The organism is Pelorhabdus sp. sgz311002 (assembly GCF_056134285.1).
In genome coordinates this window covers 140,292-162,882 of record NZ_JBWBCL010000008.1, presented here as the reverse complement: position 1 = coordinate 162,882, position 22,591 = coordinate 140,292, and the positions used below count along the sequence as shown (strand labels likewise).

The window sequence follows — 22,591 nt, the reverse complement described above, 5'->3', positions numbered from 1 at the left end:
TTTGTATACAATCATTTACTTGAGCCTTTGAAAAATTTTACTCTTTGCAGGTAATGCAGCAAAAATCGACGAATTGTTTACTCAATAAGGTTTTGGATAAAGGGAGTGAACAGTATGGCGCTGACAATTCAAAAGAAGATGATCGTGTATATTACTGCTTTTATTTTAGTAGCCGTTTTATCAGTAACCATACCGGCCGTAACGTATTTCTCGAATGATATGGAAAAAGATTATGAACAACAAGTCGTTTTGGGAATGGAAGGACTAAATAGCGTACTTGATGAGTATAAAGAAAAGGTTACAAATTATGGAGTGATTTTAGCGCAGCAACCGCAAATCATTGAGGCCGTTGAGAAGAAAGATGCAGTGGCCTTACGTCAGCTGATTACCCCCATCGCCAAAAGTGCAAAATTTGACTCTGTTACGATTTCTGATGAACAGGGGCTTGTCATTGCCAGAACGCATGATACAAAGACTGGTGACAGTGTCTTTAACCAAAACAATGTAAAGCTCGCGCTGAGCGGAACTGTGTCGGCCTTAGTGGAACCTGGTACTGTAGTTCCCTTATCTGTACGAGCCGGTGTGCCAGTGAAAAACAGCGCAGGTAAAATTGTTGGCGTGATTACACCAGGCTACGATGCCAATCGGGAAGAGATTGTAGATCGTGTCAAAACGATGTTTCATGTAGATAATACGATTTTTTTAGGTGACCAACGAATCTCTACGACGATCATAAATGAAGGAAAACGGGTCATTGGTACAAAGCTAAGTGAAAAAGTAGCTTCTATTGTCTTAAAAGAAGGTAAGGTTTATAAAGGTCGTGCGGAAATTCTGGGTAAGGATTATATAACTGCCTATATGCCCTTAGTGGGGCAGGACCAAAAAGTGATTGGCGTTCTTTTTGCTGGACGAGATAGTGCCGATTTAGCGGCGAGCCGCGCGAAAATGATATATACTATTGTGGCTATAGCGTTAGTAGTTTTGGTAATTTGTCTTGGTTTAACAATTTGGTTTGCAAAAAACTTAACAAAACCAATCCATAAGCTTGTTAATACGGCGGAACAAGTAGCTCGCGGTGATTTGACGCAAAAAGCAGCTGTGACTTCACGCGATGAGATTGGTCTTTTGACCGAAAGCTTTAATCATATGGTGGAAGCCTTGCGGTCTTTGGTTTTTCGGGTTGATACGATGACGGGTACGCTGGCTGCTTCTAGCGAGGAACTAAATGCTACAGCCGACCAATCCGCCCAGGGCGCCGCTTTAGCGGCAAAGGCGGTCGATCAGATTGCCGCAGGAACGAAGCGGCAGGCTGATTCGGTCAATCATATTACAAATGTAGCGGAGAAAATTGCCGATAGCACTGAACAGATTTCTCGTAAAACGCAAGGGGCTGCTGTCATAGCCCAAGAAACGGCAAATCAAGCGGAGCAAGGACGACAAACAGTAGAAACTACAGCCAGGCAAATGGAACAAATCGGCGCTGGTACGCAAACGGTTCAGAATGCAATTGGCGAATTGGCTGCCGGATCTGCTGAAATTACAAAAATTATTGGCGTTATTTCTACTATTGCCGGCCAGACCAATTTGCTTGCTTTAAATGCTGCGATTGAAGCTGCCAGAGCTGGTGAGCAAGGTCGAGGGTTTGCTGTCGTAGCGGAGGAAGTACGCCACTTAGCGGAAGAATCCGATTTAGCGGCACAGCAGATTGCCGCTTTAATCCAAAAGAATCAGAATAATATGGATCAGGCCGTTGCGGCCATGGAAACAGGTGCCGGTGCTGTAACAGAGGGAATTCGCATTGTTGCCTTAACAGGCAGCGCCTTTAAAGAAATCATGGACTCCATTGTGGCATTATCAGCAGAGATACAGGCTGTTTCAGCAGAAATTGCCGCGATTGTAGCGGCGAGTCATCAATTAGTTGGCGAGATTGGCCAGATTGCTACAGTGGGGAATCAAACCGCGAAGGAAGTGGACAATGTTTCGGCAGCGGCTCAAGGGCAGGCCGATTCCATGGAGGACATTGCAGCATCAAGCAGGCAGCTTGCCGAACTAGCTGGTTCTTTGCAAGAAGCGATTGAAAAATTTCGTGTGAAATAGGCAAAGTGCTAGGTGAAAGATTAAATTTTTTCAAAAGCAGGACTTAAGACCTTGAAACGTGAAGAATATGTCTAAATATAGAAGATTCGATTTGGAGGCTGAAACATGGTCGGTAGAGAAAAGCGCTTTCCTGATGTCACTACAGAAGAAGAGACTGCCTTTTACCGGACCGTTATGGAAGAAGCTAGGGATATCATCTTAGTTGTGGCGGAAAATGGGAGTCTTCTTTATGGCAATCAAGCTGCTTTAAAGGCTTATGGATATTCCTTAAGCGAGTTTTATCGATTGTCAATTGAAGAGTTGCGTGCGGCTGATTCCAGAAGTGTCATTTGGCAGCAGATGGGACAGGCGGCGCAACAAGGGATTTTGTTTCGTGCGCAACATCGCCGTGCTAATGGCGAAATTTTTCCCGTCGAGGTGAATTCCCGTTCTATTTTCTTTGACGGCAAGGTAGCTCTTGTTAGCGTCGTGCGCGATATTACAGAAACAATTCTTTTGGAAGAAAGATTGGCTCAGCGCAGCGAAGCTCTAAGCAAAACGAATCAAGAGCTTTCGGCTACTCATGAGGAACTTGTCGCATCAGAAGAAGAACTCCGTCAGCAATTTGAGGAGCTCATGTTACGTGATGAGGCAATTTATCATCAGAATATGGTTCTGTCAGCGCTTCATGATGTGGCAGTGAGCCTAATGCAGCGCCGGACTATGGATGAATTGTTGCAAATGATGGCGGCCAAAACGAATCAGTTGCTTCATACTTTTGATAGCTGGATTTATTTAGTTGATGAGCAGCAGCAGATATTTCGCAAAAAGATAGTTTTAGGCGAGGTAGCTGTTCAATTTCCTGACCAGATTTCGCTGACTCACGGTTTGGTTGGTCAGGCTTATCGAACGAGAAAATTAGCGCTTGTATACAATTATCGCAGTTGGTTAGAGCGGTTACCGCAGAAAGTTTATGACCATTGCTACGGCTTTGTGCAGGTTCCCCTTATCAGGGAGAAAAAAGTTTTCGCTATTTTAGGATTAGCTTTTTCCGAGCAACGCGGTTATTTAACGAATCTTGAACTGTCGCTTTTGCAACAGATGGCTGATCTTGCGATGATTGCCATTGATAATGTAGCGTTGTTAGATTCTTTTCAGCAAGAGATTGAAGAGCATAAAAAAACGGAAGCGGCTCTAAAACAATCCGAACAGAACTACCGTACTATTTTTCAGGCTGCTAATGATGGAATTATTATTCATGATTCCTTGACGAGTGAGATTGTTGATGTAAACGAACGTGCTTGCCAATTATATGGCTATAGTTATGATGAATTTATAGCAGGTCAAAGTGGCGAAATTGGTACAGGTACCCCGCCTTATAGTCGTGCGGATCTCAGAAGATGGTTGCAAAAAGCCGCGCAGTATGGGCCGCAGTTGTTTGAATGGCAAAAACGACGCCACGATGGATCAATGATTTGGCTAGAAGTAAATTTAAAACAAATTTTAATAGAAGATAAATTCAGGGTGATGAGCTTTATTCGCGATATCACAGAGCGAAAAGAACAAGAGCTTATTTTGAAAAAATCCCAGGAAAGTATGCAGGCTTTGCTTGAGGCAATTCCAGACCCATTGTTCGTGCTAGGGCGGGACGGTACATTGGTACGGTTTATCGCTCCAAAATCTGACCCTTATTTATTGCCGCAAACTCTGATCGGGAAAACCATTTTTGAAATTTTTCCAGCTGATGTAGCAGTAGCTTTATTGACGCAAATTGGACAGGCCCTTGATTTGAAAAAAGCGCAAACTTTCGAAAAGGCTTTTTATGTTGGCGGTAAACTGGAGGAGTATGAGTTTCGCATTGCCGCGAGCGGTGAGGCGGAGGTTCTGGTGATTGTCCGTAATATTACTGATCGTAAACGCATGCAATCAGAACTGGAGTATTTGAGTCTTCATGATGCGCTAACGGATCTTTACAATCGGGCTTTTTTTGAAGAAGAAATGAAGCGTTTTCAACGGGATCGTAAGGGTGGAGCGGGGATTCTTGTATTTGATGTTGACGGTCTTAAATTGATTAATGATACGTTAGGCCATGCCGTAGGTGATTTGATTTTAAAAGATGTAGCAGCGATCTTAAAGAATGCTTTTCGTTGTCATGATGTGGTGGCAAGAATTGGCGGAGATGAGTTTGCTGTCGTTTTGCCCGAATTATCTGTTGGTGTATATGAAGGGCATTGCCAAAAAATTCGGCGGCAAATTGCTGCTTATAATGAAGCGGAACCGGTTGTTCCGCTAAGCCTGTCCATGGGATTTGCTGTAAGCCAGGAACAAAATTTAGATATGGTTGCTCTATTTAAAGAAGCCGACAATAATATGTATCGGGAAAAAATGAATCGGCAAAAAGAAGTTCGGCTAATGATTATTAACTTCTTGATTAAAGCGTTGGAGAAACGTGATTTTATTGCGGATGGTCATGGCGACAGAATGCAGAAACTCATTATGGATTTTGCAATTCAGCTGGAGCTGCCTGAGCAAGAGATCGAAACATTGCGCTTACTCGCTTATTTTCATGACATTGGTAAAGTAGGTATTCCTGACAGTATTTTATTTAAAACGGATAAACTGGCCGACGAGGAATGGATGATTATGCGTCAACACTGTGAAATTGGCTATCGGATTGCCTTAGCGGCACCTCAGTTAACGGGAGTTGCTGACTTGATTTTAAAGCACCAAGAGTGGTGGAACGGACAGGGCTATCCGCTGGGGTTGAAGGAAGACGCGATTCCTTTACCTTGTCGAATGCTTATGATTGTTGATGCTTTTGATGCCATGACTCATGATCGGCCTTACCGCAAGGCGAAAAGTTTGGAAGCGGCGCTTCAGGAACTCGAAAAAAATGCGGGAACACAGTTTGATCCAGCTTTAGTCGCTATTTTTTGCCGCATCGTGAAAAAAAACATAAATAAGCCGATGGAGACAGGAAAAACATGGAATAAGCGTTGACGGTCAATCTTTTAAATTTTATAATATTTAATGTACATAAAGTAATTTTTTTGATGCTTTTTTTAGCGTTTTTGTATGCTTTGTCGAAGTATGATAAGATATCTTTCGTTAGCGATTTATTGGAAGAGGAGGCATTTTCTTTTGTCCGGAATCAAGCGATGTTTCATTTCGCAAGTTCAGCCTGGCATGCGTCTTGCGCGAGCTCTTTATATGGAAACTGGAATGGTATTACTGGAAGAAGAAACTATTTTGACCGACTCTTTGATTCGTAGATTGAGTTTGCTGGGTATTCAAGAGTTGTCCGTGTTTGAAGAAAGGTTGTTTTTCCCTCCTGTAATTCTACAGAATGAGCAGAATTTATTTGTAGAAGAGCACCGGAAAATTACCACTTCCATGGCAGAGGCTTTTTATAAAGCTCGCCAGTTTCAATGTGTGCCAATGTGTCAAATATCTTGTCTGGCTGATCAAATTATTGCTTCGCTACTCAGTGTTCCCGGCGTTTTCAGCTATCTTCATATTATTAACTCTCATGATGATTATACTTTTCGTCATAGTGTTAACGTAGCTGTGACTGCTGGCGTGATTGGGCGATGTCTTGGCAAAAGTAAAGAAACTATTAAAGAACTTGTTATTGCTGGCTTGCTTCATGATATTGGCAAGGCGCGCATTCCGCTTGAAATATTGAATAAGCCGGACCGTTTAACTGAGGCGGAGATGGCTATCATGCAAAAACATTCAATGTTTGGCTATGAGCTCTTAGTGGGTACAGATGATATGCCGGGTTCAATTAAAACAGCCATTTTACAACATCATGAGCGCAGTGATGGCAGCGGTTATCCTTGTAAGTTTAAAGATACTCAGATATCGCCTATGGCCAAGATTATTGCTGTTGCTGATGTTTATGATGCTATGACATCCCATCGTGTCTATCAACGGGCTTTATCGCCGCTTGTCGTAAGGCGAGAATTGCTTAAAGAAATGTACGGACGCCTTGACAGTGAAGCTTGTCTGGCGTTGATTGCCAGTACCGAGAAGGCTCTCGTTGGATCTCTCGTTGAATTAAGTGATGGTGCGATTGCCAAAGTGATATATTTAAATGATCCGTTAGTTCAACCAATCGTACAGACAATTGATGGTCGCTGCATCGAACTAGAACGGCAAAAAGATCTTAATATTGTCGATTTTATTTTTTAACATAGAGACGCAGAGCAAGAAGCTTTGTGTCTTTTTATTTCTTGCCCAAAGGAGACTGACGCATACTATGACTCAGAACAGTAATATTAAAAAAGTGGCGGCAATTCATGATTTATCTTGCATTGGACGTTGCTCTCTGACCGTAATTATACCAGTATTGTCAGCGATGGGGATTCAAGTTTGCCCCTTGCCTACAGCAATTCTTAGCAGCCATTTCGGCGGGTTTTCTCATATTGCCTCCTGCGATTTTACGGAATATATTTCCCCGTTTGCTGCAAGCTGGCAGCAAGAAAAAGTTTCTTTCGAAGCGATTTATAGTGGGTTTTTGGCGTCAGAAGCGCAGATTGATGGCGTTTTAGCAGCGATTGATCGCTTTGCTGCCACAAACCCGTTGATTCTAGTCGACCCAGTAATGGGCGATGATGGGAAGCTCTATTCTCCTTATACGAAATCCATGCAGGAACATATGCGTCGCTTAGTGCAGCAAGCGGATGTTATTACGCCAAATTATACGGAAGCTTGTTTTTTACTTAAAGAAGCTTATGAAACACCTATGAGTACACCCGAGAAAATTCATCAGTGGCTTATTGCTCTCAGCCAATTTGGACCGCATAAGGTTGTTATTACGGGAATTCCTTTAGCTGGTGGAAAACTTCTGAATGCTGGCTATGATAGCGTGTCAGGGGAATTTTGGCAGAAGGTTAGCGAACGGATTCCTGTCTCCTATCCTGGTACAGGCGATCTTTTTGCTAGCCTGCTGTTAGGCCAGCTTTTAGCGCAAAAATCGTTGTCTGAGGCGATGGATCAGGCCATTCAGTTTGTAGAATTGGCTGTGAAGAAGACCTATGAGGCCCAAACGCCGCGCCGAGAAGGCGTGTTGCTGGAAAAAATGCTGCCTTATTTGCTGCAAGAGCCAGTCGAAGGCCAGTGAAAGGGACGGTGCTATGCTGACAGAAGGAAAAATTCAGGCGATGGTTACACAAAATAGTACCTTTACCAAGGGAATTAGCTATTTTCATGAAGGGAGAGTGAGACAACTTCGCTTCAGTTTTGATAAACGAGTGTTTACGGCGCAGGTGCGCGGCGAGCAAGTTTATGAAGTTGCCATTGAATTTGATCGTCATCAGGAAATGCATGATTGTCAATGTACCTGCCCGGCTTTTGCGGCGTATGATGGCGCCTGTAAGCACATTGTAGCCGTATTAAAGGCGATTCAGGCGGGCTGGGCTCACTATTTCTCGAAAAGTTCGTCTGTTTTTGCGGCGGTTTCGCCAGCCCAGCAGCTTCTAGAGCATTTTCGCCGGGATAGTTCAGAGCGGATTGAAACCGCCTTTGGGTCAGATCAAGCAGTGGCAACTGTTAAAGTGATTCCCCATTTATCAATACAAGGTAGCGTCAGTGGCAAGAAAGCGCTGCTGCAGCTTAGTATGGGACATGACCGTTTATATATTGTTAAGAATTTACTCCAATGTTTGCAGAGTCTGTTACAAACAGAAGAATTTTTGGTAGGAAAGTCGCTGACGATTCGTTCGCTCATGGATTTTGAGCTGAAGTCTCGGCGAATTGTTGAATTTTTACTCAATCTGTATCGAGAAGAAATGCAGCGGTCAGCTTGGCAGTATGGCAGTTCTTTAAGTGCTGTTTTCGCGGAAGCACGGTTTTGTCATTTTACGGATTTTCAGCTTCGCCGTTTTTTAGAGCTTCAAGTGGGTGAAACATTGCTCGTTTCTCTAAATCGTCAGGATGAACAAAGCGTAACGGTTACTTCTGGCAGGCCTCCTATTGCTTTTGTGGTGGAACCGACGGCAAGCGGCTTGCGTCTTGCTTGGCAAAGTGCCACAGAAATCATTGAAAAACTAGATCAAAACGGCGAGATTCTTTACTATAATCATGCGATTTACTTAGTTGACCAGGAGTTTGCGAAAATCTTAAGCCCTGTTTTGGATAGCTTTAGTCGCAGTCGTCAAAGTGAGGTTGCCATTGATCGCATTGATTTCTCTGAGTTTTTCGGGATTTTGGCGCCAACGCTGCAGAGTATAGCCACTGTGAATGTTTCGCCACAGCTTGTTAAACAAATTGAACGTCTTCCTTTAGCAAAGCTCGTGTCCTTGGACCGCTATGGTCAAGGGATGAGTGCCAGCGTGCTTTTTCAATATGGTGACTATGTCTGCAATCCACTGACGGAAACCTTTCCCGTTAAACTGTCTGACGGACGTCTGTTGATTCGCGATTTTGTGGCGGAGCAAAATTTGCTGGGGTTTTTTGCAAAACAAAAATTTAATGCGCAAGAGGGGCTTTTTGTACTAAGCGACGAGGGCGAAACGTATTCTTTTTTGCAGCGGGGTCTAGCTATTTTGCTACAGATGGCTAAAGTCTCTTTTTCGCAGGAATTTCAAACTATGGAATTAAAGCCAACGCAGTTTGGTGCGACAGTTCGCTTGAATCAAACAACGGATCTTTTGGAATTTTCTTTTGACTATGGTAATTTTTCAGCCAGTGAGATGGCATCGCTGTTAGCGGCCTATAAGCTAAAACGTTCTTATCATCGCTTGCCTGATGGCGCCTTTATTTCTTTGGAGGATGCTTCTTTTCAGACTGTTGCTGAGCTTATTAGCGAACTGGGACTACGGCAAAGCGATGTAATGCGGCCGCTTACGAAGCTTTCGAAGTATTGGGCTTTGTATTTAGATGAGTTTCAGGAAAATCACCCTGATTTTGCTTTAAAAAAAGATCAATTGCTTACAGAGATGACGGCCCAGTTACAACGGAAAAGCGTTGCTGCTTATTCGATTCCTGACGGTGTAAGTGGAACGCTGCGTGATTATCAGAAAAAAGGGTTTTCCTGGCTTATGGCTTTAGCTGATTATGGTCTTGGCGGAATTTTAGCTGACGATATGGGGCTGGGAAAAACGCTGCAAGTTCTGACGTTTCTACTAGCAAGGCGGCAAGCCTCGCCTTATCCGTCGCTTGTTGTGGCGCCTACTTCGCTGCTCTATAATTGGCAGGAGGAAGCTGCAAAATTTACGCCTGATTTGCGAGTTAAGGTCATTGCTGGGGCGAAGACGGAACGAGAAGAACTGCTTTTGAGTAGTGAAACGGCTGATTTATTGATTACCTCTTATGGTTTGCTAAAACGGGATATCGAACTGTATAGTAAAAAGAAGTTCTATTATTGTATTTTAGATGAGGCGCAAAATATAAAAAATCCCCAAGCTTTAAATAGCAAGGCAGCGAAAAAAATTCAAGCTTCTAGCTACTTTGCCTTAACAGGGACGCCGATTGAAAATCGCCTTACCGAACTCTGGTCGATTTTTGATTTTCTGATGCCAGGTTATTTGGGGACTTATAAGAAATTTGCCAGTCGGTTTGAAATGCCGTTGCAGCAACAACGAGATCAGAAGATTGGTGAACAGTTGCGACGTAAAATCAAACCCTTTATCCTGCGGCGGATGAAGGAAACGGTTTTGCCGGAATTGCCGCCCAAGCTGGAAAGTCGTTTGCTTTGTCAGATGACAAGTGAGCAGGAAAAGGTTTATGCTACTTGGCTGGTGGCAGCAAGGCAGGGAATTGAAGCGGAGCTAAGTTCGCAAGGCTTGGCAAAAAGTCATATGCGAATTTTAGCTTTATTGACAAGACTGCGACAGATTGCTTGTCATCCATCTTTGTTTTTAGAAAATTATCAAGGCGGTAGTGGAAAAATCCGTTTGTTAAAAGAATTATTACAGGAAGCCTTAAGCAGTGGGCACCGCGTGCTCGTATTTTCTCAGTTTACAGCGTTGCTGCATTTGCTGAAGGCGGAATTAGAGGTACTAGGGATTGATTATTTTTATTTGGATGGAGCGACGAAAGCAGCGGAACGGCTTTCCCTTACGGAAGCGTTTAATCAGGGGGAGAAGGAAGTTTTTCTGATTTCGCTGAAAGCGGGCGGAACTGGTTTGAATTTAACTGGCGCTGATATGGTGATTCATTGTGATCCTTGGTGGAATCCCGCGGTAGAAGATCAGGCTACAGACCGGGCCTATCGAATTGGTCAGCAGCGCTTTGTGCAAGTTTATAAGCTGATTACGCAAAATACTATTGAAGAAAAAATTTTCCAACTGCAATTAAAGAAAAAAGAAATGGTTTCAGATGTTCTTGCCGTAGGGGAGACGTTTCTTGGCAAGTTGACGGAAGACGAATTGCGGGAATTGTTCTCTTAGCGAGAACCTTTTACTTGACAGGGCAAATAGTCTAGCATAGATTAGAAGAAGAAACAGCTTTTCCATTTTTTGTTTGGGAGGGGATTGCCATGTATGACCGCTTAAAAGAGACTATTGAATCGATTGCTCTCATTGATGATCACGGACACCCCGGTTTTGCCATGTATTTTTCGAACCTGCCGGAAAAACAGCGAATTCCATTTGCTGTGGATGGTTATAAATCGCCGGCAGAAAGCAGTGCTGGATTTCCTTATTTGCGTGAACTCCATGCCAAAGCCTATGAAGAATTTTATGGTTTTACTCGTGAAGCTATGGCTGATCCGGCACAAATCGAGCAGCTTAAAGCGCGTTATGAAGAAAAACGCCAAACAATCGATAAGTGGATTGACGAATTGCTCGATAAGTCGGGTGTGGATATTCTCATGGCAAACATTGCTTTACCTGATGCTTTAAAAAACAATCGACGGATTCGCTTTGTACCGTCCGTTGATCCCTTAGTATTCCCTTTTGATAATAGTTTTTTGAAAAAACGAGTCTTAAGCGACTATTTTCTCGGTTACTTTGAATATGAATTAGCCCGACTGAAACAGGAAAATGGCTATGAAGAAACGGGGTTCTCTGGGTATTTGGCCTTTGTCGATACGGTGCTTGCTGCGTATTATCAGCAAAAAAATATTCCCGCGTTCAAATTTGTCATTGCCTATGCTCGTGATACGAATTTTGATAAAGTCGCTGAAGCTGAGGGCGAAAATCTCTATGAAGCGGCGAAACAAGGCGATGAAGCGGCTTATGTCCGATTGCAGGATCTGCTAGTCTGGCATATTATGCGCTGGATCGTTCGTCACGATATGGCCGTGCAGTTTCATTACGCGATTACCGATAACTATGTGAATTATTTTGATCCCTTGAATCTTGCGAATATGCTTGCTGATGAAGAATTAAAACAAGCTAAGATCGTCATTTTACACGGCGGTTATCCGCGGTTCCAAAACGCCGAAGTTCTTGCGCTAGGCGGTCTCACGCCAAATCAAGTGTGTATCGATATTTCCGGCCGCATTATGTTTGCCAATCATCCGAAAATCATTGCTAAAATGCTGCGGAGTTGGCTCGAAAAACCGCTTCTTTGGGATAAAATTCTCTATGGCTCTGATGTGCTTTGGGGCGAACGTTATGTGTATACCTGCGCCAGAACAGGTCGCGATGCTGTTTATTTTGCTTTAAGCTCGATGATTGACGATGATATTATTGATGAGGCGACGGCGATTTCTATTGCCAAAAAGATTTTGCGTGAAAACGCCTTGCGGCTTTATCGACTCGACTAAAGAATGAGATGTACTGAACAGGCTGTCAGGCTAGGGGAAATTTCGCTATCGAAATTTTTTACTTAGCCTGACAGCCTTTTGCATTGCTACGTAAAGTTTCATTGATGAATCTTCTTTATTTTGCCTATACTAAGTTTAGGGAAAGCAAATCGCGTTGTAGTGGAGATGAATGTTGTTGCGGATTCTGCTAGTAGAAGATGACCAAAACTTAGGAGATACAGTCAGTACGCTTTTGCAGGAAGAAGGCTATCTAGTGGATCGGGCGCTGCAGGGCGATGAGGGGCTGTTTCTGGCCAGGCAGAATATTTATGATCTGCTGATTCTTGATGTGATGCTGCCAGGCATGAGTGGTTTGGCTATTTTAAAACAGCTGCGCGAAGAAGCAATCGTTACGCCAATTCTCTTTTTAACAGCCCGCGACAGTATTCAAGATAAGGTTTGCGGCCTAGAGAGCGGCGCTGATGATTATCTCGTCAAGCCCTTTGCCTTTGCCGAACTGTTGGCGAGGATCAAAGTTCTGCTAAGGCGCCAAGCTGGCGTCAAGGAGAGCAGCCTTGTCTACGGCAGTCTTTCATTAGATATCAAACGAAAAGAAGCTTTTATGGACAGTCGCCCCATAGGGCTTACTGGCAAGGAATATGAGCTTTTGGAATTCTTGATTTTAAATAAAGAGCAAATTTTGGTGCGTGAGCAGATTTTCGACCGGATCTGGGGCTTTGAATCAGAAGCGACACAAGGAATCGTTGATTTATATATTCATTATTTACGAAAAAAGCTAGCTCCCTTTGGGTGCGATGGTCTTATTCATACCATTCGCGGCGTTGGCTTTATGCTGAAGGCGTAAGCGATGTTTAAAAAGACGCTCCTAAGGCTTACGATCTGGAATTTTTCGGTGTTTTTGCTGTTCTTTCTTTGCTTTAGCTACATTTTGTATCGCTATGTGGCTGATGAGACCTACCGTGATACCGATGATGCCTTGGCGCGAAAAGCCCATGTTTTTGTCTTGGGGCGCGACAGACAGGCGGGAAAACGGGATGAACTTGGTTTTTTAGATCCAAGAATTTTTGTCTTTTGGCATAACTCGGCAGGTGTACTCTTTAGTGAAGCGCCCTTGCCTGTGGCGGAACGGGATAAAATTACCGAACAGATTGAGCAGCTCAACAATCAGCCCCAAACTCATCGAATTGGCAACCATGTGTATCGTTTATGGCGGCAGAGTATTGCGCAGCCTTCGGCCGATATGGCTGATCTAGTGACAGTAGCGCTGATTGACTCGGAGGCGGCAGTATTGCTCCATTTATTCCGCATTATTATGATCAGCCTATTCTTTGGCGGATTGACAAGTGCTGTGGCCAGTTATTTTTTGGCGAAACGATCCCTTGTGCCGATTCAGGCCTCTTGGGATAAGCAGCAACGTTTTGTGGCCGATGCTTCTCATGAACTGCGTACGCCTATTGCCATTATTCAAAGCAGCACGGAGCTATTATTGCGCCATCCAGAACGAACGATTCAAGCAGAATTGAAGCGTCTTCGTGTGATTTTAAGTGAGGCCATTCGCATGGGGAATTTAATTGGTACGCTCCTTACTTTGGCTCGTTCTGATGCGAACCGCTTAGAACTAGAAAAGACCTTTTTTTCCTTTAGTGACCTCTTGCTGGAGATTATTGAGCAGTTTCGACCGCTCGTGGAGCAGAAAAAGCTTGTGTTAACAGAGTCGATTGCCAAGGATCTTTTTCTTGTAGGCGATCAGGAGCGACTGAGGCAGCTTGTGATTATTTTTTTAGACAATGCCGTGAAATACACGCCGCCAGGGGGGCTGATCGAGCTTTACTGCGCCAAAGAGCAGGAGCAGATCATGTTTAAGATTACCGATACGGGCTGCGGGATTGCGGCGGAAGATATTCCCTTTGTGTTTGATCGGTTTTTTCGCAGTGACAAAGGCCGCAACCGCCAAAGCGGCGGTACGGGGCTAGGGCTAGCCATTGCGCAGTGGATTGTTGATCAGCATAAGGGCAAGGTGCGTTTAGAAAGTGTTCTAGGGGCGGGAACGACTATATCGGTTTGGCTGCCGCTCTAAAGAGAATCAAAAAAAGGCTGACTACAATGAAATCTGTGACAGAGTAGCAAGTGCTAAGGCGCTGCTTTCTGACGCAGATTTTTTATTTTAGCTTTTAAATTCAGAGAGGATGACACAAATGAAGGTACGATCTTTATCTCGGACCGGAAAAACGGCAGCTCTTACGAGTCTCTTCGCTTTTGCTGCTAGTCAGGTTTTTGCCGCTGCTCCGCTCTTGTCGCTTGATGATAGTGTGGCTATGGCGCTGAAGAATCAGCCTTCGGTAAAAATAGCAGCAGCCGATGAAGACAAAGCAAACTGGGGCATCCAAGACGCTAAATCAGGCTTATGGCCGCAGCTGTCTTTAGGCGCCAGCGAAACGCGCGGCGGTGCTGTACAGGGAATCAGCGACACTTTATCGACGGGACTTCACCTTAACTGGGCGCTCTATAGCGGGGGGCGCTTGCAAGGACAGGTAAAGCAGGCAGAACTGAGTGCCGATAGTGCCAAGCTTGGTGTGCAAAAAGCTTTGGCTGATGCGCGCTTAGCGGCAACCACAAAATATTTTACAGTACTACAGACCAAAAATATGGTTGCTGTCAATCAGGAAGCGGTAAGCAACTTAACAGACCATCTGCAAAATGTGAATGCGCAGTTTGCTGCTGGTACGATTGCTAAGCAGGATGTATTGCGCAGTGAAGTGGAATTGGCCAATGCTCAGCAGAATCTCACGAAGGCTCAAAATGCCTATGATGTGGCTAAGGCGGCGTTAAATGATGCGATTGGCAGCGATTTGTCCTTTGATTATTCTTATCAGGATCAATTGCCTTTTGAACCATATACACTTTCTTTAGAGGACAGCATTGCTATGGCGGCGCAAAATCGTCCGGAACTAGCGCAGGCGCAAAATAATGTGACAGCAGCTGAAGTTGGCGAACAGATTGCGAATAGTGGTCGTCTGCCAACAGTGAGTCTTACCGGATCAGAAGGCTGGTCAGGCAAAGATCTTGATTTAGGCAACCGGAATTGGTCCGTTGGTGTTACGGCAAGCTGGAATCTCTTTGATGCTGGTGCGACGAAAGCGAAAGCGGCAGAAGCGAAAGCGGCTTCTTTGAAGGCGCAAGAACAAGCGAAGCAGCAGGGAAATGCTGTGGAACTCGAAGTGCGTCAAACTTATTTAACGATGAATGAAGCGAAGCAGCGTATTACAACCTCAAGTGAAGCCGCAGCCAAAGCTACAGAAGACTTATCAATTGCTAAAGTGAAGTATGCCGCTGGTGCTGGCACAAATCTTGATGTAATTGACGCGCAACTGGCCTTAACGCAAGCAAAAACGAATGAGACGCAGGCTCGCTATGATTACAATGTGGCGAAAGCCAGCTTAGAAAAGGCCGTAAATCTTACGGTAGACGGCAAGTAAAAGGAGGAAGTAACATATGGTAGGTTTTTTGCTTCGCTATAAATGGCGCTTCCTTGCATTACTTTTACTCATTGCTTTGCCAGTATTTTACCTGTTCTTTCAAGGCGGTAAAAGCCGCACTCCTATTAGCAGTAGCGCCACAAAACTGGTGGAGCGCGGCTCTATTACGGCGGAAGTAGCTGCTACTGGGACGATTAATCCTGTCAATATGGTGGATATTAGTTCGAAGATATCCGGTTTAATCAAGGAAGTGAAAGTTAGCGAGAATGAAGCAGTGGCAGTAGGGCAGATTTTATTGACACTTGATGATTCACACTTACAAAGTCAGGTGCAGCAAGCCCGTGACAGACTGGCGGAAGCGGCATCCACTTATGAACGTAGTGAAATATTAAGAAGGGCTGGAGCTATGTCAGATCAGCAGTTCGCTGCAGACCGTCTTAGTTATCAGTTGGCCCAGACCTCTTATAATGATGCCTTGTCGCAACTCGCTGATACAGTAATCAAAGCGCCGATTAGCGGTACGGTCATTGGTAAACCGATTCCAGCCGGTCAGGCTGTAGCTCCTGGTATTTCTACGCCCATGGTGTTGATGACTGTGGCGGATATGTCCAAAATGCAAATTCAGGCCCAAGTCGACGAATCCGATATTGGCAAAGTCAAAACTGGACAAAAAGTAACTTTTACAGTGGACGCTTATCCGGGAAAAGTTTTTACTGGTGTAGTAGCCAATGTATCGCAAAAGGCGACAGTACAGCAAAATGTTGTTTACTATAGCGTGTTAGTCGATATTGATGATCCGTCGGGATTGCTGCGACCAACGATGACCGCTCGGGTTACGATTACGGTTGGTGTCAATGAGCAGGCGCTGCTTGTACCGCTCTCTGCGCTTAAAACAGTAAACGGACAAACAACAGTAACGGTGTTGCGCGGTGGCAAAAGCGAAGCCGTAGCTGTAACGACAGGTCTTGCTAGTGATACGCAGATCGAAATTACGAGTGGGTTAAATGACAACGATCAAGTGGTTCTGCCGCAAGCAAAAAGTCAGACAGGACCAACAAGCTCTGGCGGACCGCAAGGCGCTGGCGGTATGAATATGCTGCGCGGACTTGGTAGGTGATCACCATGGCTATATGCATTAAACTGACGAACATTTGCAAAGTGTATTCTATGGGAGAAAATCAGGTTCAAGCGTTAGCTGATGTGAATTTTGCCGTGTCGGTAGGCGATTTTACGGCTATTATGGGCCCGTCCGGATCAGGCAAGTCAACACTTATGAATATTTTAGGCTGTCTCGACAGACCAACGAACGGTTCTTATGAATTAGACGGACAGGAAGTGGCTGATCTCAGCGATGATGCCTTAGCCGATTGTCGAAATCAGAAAATCGGCTTTGTCTTTCAAAGCTTTCATCTTTTACCACGGTTGTCGGCGCTGCAGAATGTGGCTTTGCCGCTTGTTTATGGCGGCTTTGCCAAGGAGCAGCGACTGGCTTTAGCCAAAGATGCGTTAGCTATGGTGGGTCTAAGCGGTCGCTTAGACCACAGGCCCAACGAATTGTCAGGCGGACAAAGGCAGCGTGTTGCCATTGCTAGAGCGCTCGTAAATCGCCCCACCTTGATCATGGCTGACGAACCGACGGGAAACCTTGATACAAAGTCTGGGAATGAAGTTATGGCGATTTTGCAGGAACTCAACGATCAAGGCCGGACGATTCTGCTTGTTACGCATGAAATAGATATTGCTGAGCAGGCCAAACGTATCGTTTTTGTGCGAGATGGCAGAATCATGGGCGATGAACGAAAGGAGGCCTGATGATGTTTTGGGAAAGCATTCGAATTGCTTTTGCTGGTCTTGTGGCAAATAAGCTACGTTCAATTCTTACGATGCTTGGCATTATTATTGGCGTAGCCGCTGTTATTGCCATGGTTTCCATTGGTATGGGAGTCAGACAGAAGGTAGAAAATTCTATTGCCGGACTTGGCAGTAATCTTTTAATCGTTACGCCAGGGACGGCCACCAGTGGCGGAGCCAAGCAGGCGGCAGGCTCGGGCATTACCTTGTCAGATAAAGATGCAACGGCTATTGCCAGAGAGCTGCCTGGTGTTTTGGCGGCAGCGCCAGTGGTGAGTCGCCAGTACCAACTCATTTATGGCAATCAAAATTGGCTGTCGTCGGTGCAAGGGACTACGCCTGATTTATTTTCGATTCGAAGTCTGGCGATCGCCGAAGGGACTTCATTTACGACTCAAGATGTGGACGCGCGCGCTCGTGTTGCTGTAATTGGCAAGACCGTAGCTGACAATCTGTTTTCGGGTATTGATCCTGTAGGCAAGACGATACGGATTAATAAAGCCCCTTTTCGAATTATTGGCGTCTTAGAAAGTAAAGGGCAGTCAGGTGCTGGCATGGACCAAGATGATACGGTGCTTGTGCCGCTCACGACAGCGCAGGAACGGCTGCTAGGCATTACCTATGTTCAAACGATTTATGTTCAGGCGGAAAACGGCGATGTGATCACTGATTTGCAGGAAGCGATTACTTCACTGCTAAGGTCTAGACATCGTTTAGCCGCCACGGCAAATGATGATTTTACGGTAAAAAATTTGGCAGCGGTCATGGCGACAGCCAGTGAGGCGACCAATACCATTACGCTGCTGCTTGGGAATATTGCCGCGATTTCTCTCTTGGTAGGCGGAATTGGCATTATGAATATTATGCTGGTTTCGGTGACGGAGCGGACACGGGAAATTGGAATCCGTAAAGCCTTAGGTGCTCATTACCGCCATATTTTGCTGCAATTTTTGATTGAGGCCATGGTAATTGGTCTAGCTGGCGGCCTGTTAGGAATTGCTTTTGGTATTGGGGCAGCTTATGGCATTTCCTTTTTTGCTGGTTGGCAGACCGTTGTTTCGCTTCCTACAGTAGGCGCGGCTTTTTTCTTTTCGGTGCTTATTGGCCTCTTTTTTGGAATTTATCCCGCCCGTAAGGCCGCTTTGCTTGATCCCATTGAAGCTTTGCGCTATGAATGAATACACTGGATTGTTGGTAGAAATAGTAAGTATATGGTAAGAATAGACAGGGAGAGACAAAAGGATTTTGTCTCTCCCTGTTGAATCTTTAAAAAGAATTATTTTGTGACAACTAGCCTGTTGCGAGTTTTAGCAGGTAAGGTAGAAGGAGATCGATATGAAGCGGCCAGGTAATAGCAAGTATATGAAGACGTTGAATAGAATGAATATTCTCAACATAATTAAGAAGAATGAAGCGATTTCACGCCAGCAGATTGCCGAAATGACGGGACTTACCCCACCGGCCATTACTGGTATTATTCGCGACTTAATCGAGCAAGGTCTTGTCAAAGAGAGCGGTCTTGGTCTGTCGCAAGGGGGACGTCGTCCAGTCGAATTGGCCTTCCATGCCCAGGCGGCCTATGTTTTGGGAATCGAAATTACTAGTAAAGAGACGACGTTGGCTCTGGCGGATCTTCAGAATAAGCCGGAGCTCTTGAAGAGCTTTCCTTTGTCAATGAATGAGCCGCAGATCGCTTTGCCCGCCTTAGCAGCTGCGGTGAAAGAAGTGCTAGCAAGCTGCGCTCAGCAAAGTAAGAAGATTCTTGGCATTGGAATTGCTTTTCCTGGGATGCTCACCATAAGTGGCTGTGATGTACGTCGGGCCGTGAATTTGGGTCCCCTTTGGCGAGATTATCCGATTAAAAGCTTTTTAGAAGAGTCGCTGGGACTTCCCGTATTTCTGGAAACAAACTCTAAGGCGGCTGCTTTAGGTGAAAAATGGTTTGGCGGCGGTAAGGGCTGTGAAAATTTGATTTATATTAATATGGGAGAGGGAATTAGCGCTGGGATTATTTTAAACCACAATATTTTCCAAGGATCACAAGGGTATGCTGGGCAGATCGGTCACATGGTTATGGAAGAGGACGGCCCATTATGTCGTTGTGGCAATCGTGGCTGTTTGGAGGCGCTTTGCGCCGCTCCGGCATTATTGCAGCGAGTAAGAGATAATTGGCATCATTTGCAGGAAAATGACTGGTTGAAGCTGCAGGAAAAAGAAAAAATGACTTTATCGGTTGGTGAGTTTTTGCAAGCTTTGAATCATCAGGATACCTGCGCCAGTTCTGTAGCGAAAGAAGCAATGCGTTATATGGGGATGGCTGTAGCTAACATGATTAACTTTTATAATCCTGACAAAGTATTTATTGGCGGCAAGCTCGCTTTTGCAGCGGAGCTTTTTTTAGCTGAATTGCATCAAGTTGTTCGCGCCCATGTGTTTTCTGAAGTCGGCGCAGTAACGCCTGTAGAAATTTCTGCTATGGGCGCTGATTCTGGCGTCATCGGCGCCTGTGCCTTGGCTTTAAGAAAATTATTGCATTCAGCCGATTCTCCCTTGTTTGCTTTTTCTGTCAGCGAGGAAGTAGAATAAATATTTTAGAAAATTCTCTCTAAATTTAGGGAGGATTTTTTTTAGAAAACAAGAATCATACAAATAACTTAATTAATTAAATAAATTATGTTAGTGGAAAAGTTTACGAGAGAAAGGGAGAATGAGTTATGCAGTATTTTAAACCTTTTACGGCGCAGGCGGGTTATAAAGAGCTGTTCAAGGCCGGTGAAACGACCGAATTTACTGGTATGGCTGTTTTAACTTTGCAGGGTGGAGAAACCTATTCCGGCAACAGTGCTAAAGAAGAAGTAGCGCTTGTTTTGCTGTCAGGAACCTGCCAGATTACTGTTGATGGACAAGTATTCGAACATTTAAGCCGTAAGGATGTATTTTCGGAAGCCGCTACCACGGTGTATGTGCCAATTGATAGTGTCTGGGAAGTCAAGGAAACAGGCGGACGTGCACTGGAAGTGGCTGTAGCATCTGTTCCGGCTGAAAAGAAATTTCCGGCGTTTATTGTACGTCCCGAAACGGTTGGCAAGGCCCATCGCGGCGTTTTAAACTGGCAGCGCGATGTCTATGATATTTTAACAGACAAAGTGGAGGGAAAAGTCCATCGGATTGTCCTTGGTGAAACTTTCTCTTGTTCTGGCCAGTGGTCGAGTTATCCTTCCCATAAGCATGATACGTATAATCCGCCCTATGAAGCGAAAATGGATGAAATTTATTTATTTAAGGTAGCCCCGCAAGAAGGTTTTGGCATTCAAGTTATGTATACTGACGACCTTTCCCTGCGAGAAGCTCATATCATAAAAGATGGCGATGCTGTGGCTTTGCCGAAGGGCTATCACCCTGTTGCTTCAGCGCCAGGATTCCGTGTCTACTATTTATGGGTTATGGGCGGCGATTATGGCCGCAAACTTGTACCAAATGACGATCCCAAGTTGAAATGGATTTCCAATATTGCGCCGATGTTGCCTTAAATGGAGCTTACTAGCCGATAGCTCATGCTATGGGCGAGATAACATTATCCTTTCCAACAGTCCGCTTTGCTCAGAAGGGTCTCTCCCTTTTGGCAGGGCGGGCTTTTGTTTTCTTTATTTTCAAAAAAGGTTTTTGGTAGGTGTCCATAGTATAAGGAGTAAATGAAACCGCAAAGCCTTTATTTAACAGTTAGGCTAAAAGTACTTATTGGGACAGGAAAGGAATGACTTATGAAATCAGTAAATAAGACTTTTTTTAAAAGAATCTGGCAGTTGACGCGCGCTTACTGGTTTTCTCGTGAAAAATGGTCGGCACGTGGTTTGCTTGCTGTGATTATTTCGCTTACGCTGGCTCATGTTTACATACTTGTTTTGTTAAATCAGTGGAATAATACATTCTATAACACATTGCAAAACAGACAAGAGGACGCTTTTTTTCAGGCACTTGGCCAGTTCGGCATTTTAGCGACTTGTTATATTCTTGTAGCTGTTTATGAATTGTATTTGCGGCAAATGCTGCAAAACAAGTGGCGACGGTGGATTACGGAAGAATACCTAGGAAAATGGCTTAATAATAAGACCTATCATTTCCTCGAACTTACCGACTCTAAAGCGGACAATCCTGACCAGCGAATTAGTGAAGATCTGAAACTCTTTGTGACTTTAACGATTCAATTAGGCCTGGGACTGCTGAAAGCTTCCGTTACCTTGATCTCTTTTATTTTTATTTTGTGGCAGTTATCTGGCACAATCGAAGTTTTTGGTGTGACGATTTACGGCTATATGGTGTGGGTCGCCATTGTTTACGCCATAGTTGGTACGTGGCTGACGGCAAAAATTGGGCGTCCCCTCATTGGACTGAATTTTGCTCAACAGCGTTATGAAGCGGATTTTCGTTTTGGTCTTGTGCGGATTCGGGAAAACAGCGAGGGCGTCGCTTTTTACAGCGGCGAGGCTCAGGAAGGTCAAGTGCTGAAAAAACGGTTTCAGCACGTTTTTGATAATTTTAAAGCACTCATGAAATGCCAGAAAAAATTAACTTGGTTTACTTCAGGCTATAGTCAAATTGCCATTATTTTTCCCTTTATAGTGGCAGCGCCCCGGTATTTCAGCAATCAAATTCAGCTAGGCGGACTGATTCAGATTTCTTCCGCTTTCGGCCGAGTGCAAGATGCTTTATCGTTTTTTGTGGATAGCTACTCGGTATTAGCGGAATGGCGCGCCGTAGTAAACCGTCTTACTGGTTTTATTGATCATATGGAAGAAGTCCAGAATTTACAAAAAGAATCTATTGTAGCTATTTCCGAGGAAAAACGGTCAGATGTACAAGTAGCCAAACTAAATGTGACTTTGCCCAGTGGCGAAAAGTTACTGAAAGATTTAGGCTTGACGCTAAAGACCAAAGAAAGTCTGTTAATCATGGGGCCTTCTGGTTGCGGTAAAAGTACTTTGCTTAGAACTTTGGCTGGAATTTGGCCCTTTGGCAATGGGCAGATTGCCTTTCCTGAGCAGCCGAAGGTATTGTTTCTGCCGCAGAAGCCCTATTTGCCCCTAGGTACGCTGCGGGAAGCCTTCTTTTATCCCGGAAAAGGCGAGGGCATGGAAGAAAAATTGCAAGAAGTTATGAAACTTTGCCAATTAGAGGCTTTCTCTGATAAACTAGATAAAGTAGAAAACTGGTCGCATCTGCTATCACTGGGAGAACAACAGCGCATTGCTTTTGCTAGAGCGCTACTGCAGCAACCAGACTGGTTGTTTCTTGATGAGGCTACTTCGGCTCTTGATGAGCCGAGTGAACAAGCCCTATATGGATTGTTGCGGCGCAAGCTGGTAAATACGGCCTTGGTTAGTGTGGGACATCGCGGTACGCTCCGTCAATTTCATCAAGCAAAATTGACAATCCAGCCTGACGGGGCCTGGCAGCTTACAGAAATTGCTTAGGT

Annotated in this window: 15 protein-coding genes; all 15 read left to right on the top strand. The window is 44.7% G+C overall.

Features of this window, described 5'->3' with window-relative positions:
• The first annotated feature begins 114 nt into the window (after nt 1-114).
• Nucleotides 115-2,097 carry a methyl-accepting chemotaxis protein gene (locus AC0NJP_RS13015; protein WP_474700073.1) on the top strand — a complete coding sequence of 661 codons (1,983 nt, stop codon included), beginning with the start codon at nt 115-117 and terminating at the stop codon, nt 2,095-2,097.
• A gap of 105 nt (nt 2,098-2,202) precedes the next feature.
• A complete protein-coding gene (locus tag AC0NJP_RS13010) occupies nt 2,203-5,076 on the top strand; it encodes a PAS domain S-box protein (RefSeq protein WP_474700072.1) in 2,874 nt (957 codons plus the stop codon).
• Nucleotides 5,077-5,217: 141 nt separating this feature from the next.
• The gene (locus tag AC0NJP_RS13005; RefSeq protein WP_474700071.1) at nt 5,218-6,270 is read left to right on the top strand and encodes an HD-GYP domain-containing protein; all 1,053 of its coding nucleotides are present in this window, start codon (nt 5,218-5,220) and stop codon (nt 6,268-6,270) included.
• 67 nt (nt 6,271-6,337) lie between these two features.
• Nucleotides 6,338-7,201: a pyridoxamine kinase gene (locus AC0NJP_RS13000; protein WP_474700070.1), complete on the top strand. Its 864-nt coding sequence runs from the start codon at nt 6,338-6,340 to the stop codon at nt 7,199-7,201.
• Nucleotides 7,202-7,214: 13 nt separating this feature from the next.
• On the top strand, nt 7,215-10,469 hold the full coding sequence (locus AC0NJP_RS12995; protein ID WP_474700069.1) for a DEAD/DEAH box helicase: 3,255 nt from the start codon (nt 7,215-7,217) through the stop codon (nt 10,467-10,469).
• An 89-nt stretch (nt 10,470-10,558) separates the two neighbouring features.
• Nucleotides 10,559-11,791, top strand: coding sequence for an amidohydrolase family protein (locus tag AC0NJP_RS12990; RefSeq protein ID WP_474700068.1), 1,233 nt, complete (start codon nt 10,559-10,561; stop codon nt 11,789-11,791).
• A gap of 169 nt (nt 11,792-11,960) precedes the next feature.
• A complete protein-coding gene (locus AC0NJP_RS12985) occupies nt 11,961-12,635 on the top strand; it encodes a response regulator transcription factor (protein ID WP_474700067.1) in 675 nt (224 codons plus the stop codon).
• Nucleotides 12,636-12,638: 3 nt separating this feature from the next.
• Entirely contained in the window at nt 12,639-13,868 is a 1,230-nt protein-coding gene (locus AC0NJP_RS12980; RefSeq protein WP_474700066.1) for a sensor histidine kinase, read from the top strand.
• Between the two features lie 118 nt (nt 13,869-13,986).
• Nucleotides 13,987-15,267, top strand: a complete 1,281-nt coding sequence (locus AC0NJP_RS12975; RefSeq protein ID WP_474039436.1) for a TolC family protein — start codon at nt 13,987-13,989, stop codon at nt 15,265-15,267.
• Between the two features lie 16 nt (nt 15,268-15,283).
• A complete protein-coding gene (locus tag AC0NJP_RS12970) occupies nt 15,284-16,384 on the top strand; it encodes an efflux RND transporter periplasmic adaptor subunit (protein ID WP_474700065.1) in 1,101 nt (366 codons plus the stop codon).
• Between the two features lie 5 nt (nt 16,385-16,389).
• Entirely contained in the window at nt 16,390-17,079 is a 690-nt protein-coding gene (locus tag AC0NJP_RS12965; RefSeq protein ID WP_474039434.1) for an ABC transporter ATP-binding protein, read from the top strand.
• A 2-nt stretch (nt 17,080-17,081) separates the two neighbouring features.
• Nucleotides 17,082-18,296, top strand: a complete 1,215-nt coding sequence (locus AC0NJP_RS12960) for an ABC transporter permease (RefSeq protein ID WP_474700093.1) — start codon at nt 17,082-17,084, stop codon at nt 18,294-18,296.
• A 157-nt stretch (nt 18,297-18,453) separates the two neighbouring features.
• Nucleotides 18,454-19,704, top strand: a complete 1,251-nt coding sequence (locus AC0NJP_RS12955) for an ROK family transcriptional regulator (RefSeq protein ID WP_474700064.1) — start codon at nt 18,454-18,456, stop codon at nt 19,702-19,704.
• 128 nt (nt 19,705-19,832) lie between these two features.
• Nucleotides 19,833-20,648 carry a 5-deoxy-glucuronate isomerase gene (iolB, locus tag AC0NJP_RS12950; protein WP_474700063.1) on the top strand — a complete coding sequence of 272 codons (816 nt, stop codon included), beginning with the start codon at nt 19,833-19,835 and terminating at the stop codon, nt 20,646-20,648.
• Between the two features lie 231 nt (nt 20,649-20,879).
• Entirely contained in the window at nt 20,880-22,589 is a 1,710-nt protein-coding gene (locus tag AC0NJP_RS12945) for an ABC transporter ATP-binding protein/permease (RefSeq protein ID WP_474700062.1), read from the top strand.
• Nucleotides 22,590-22,591: the final 2 nt, after the last annotated feature.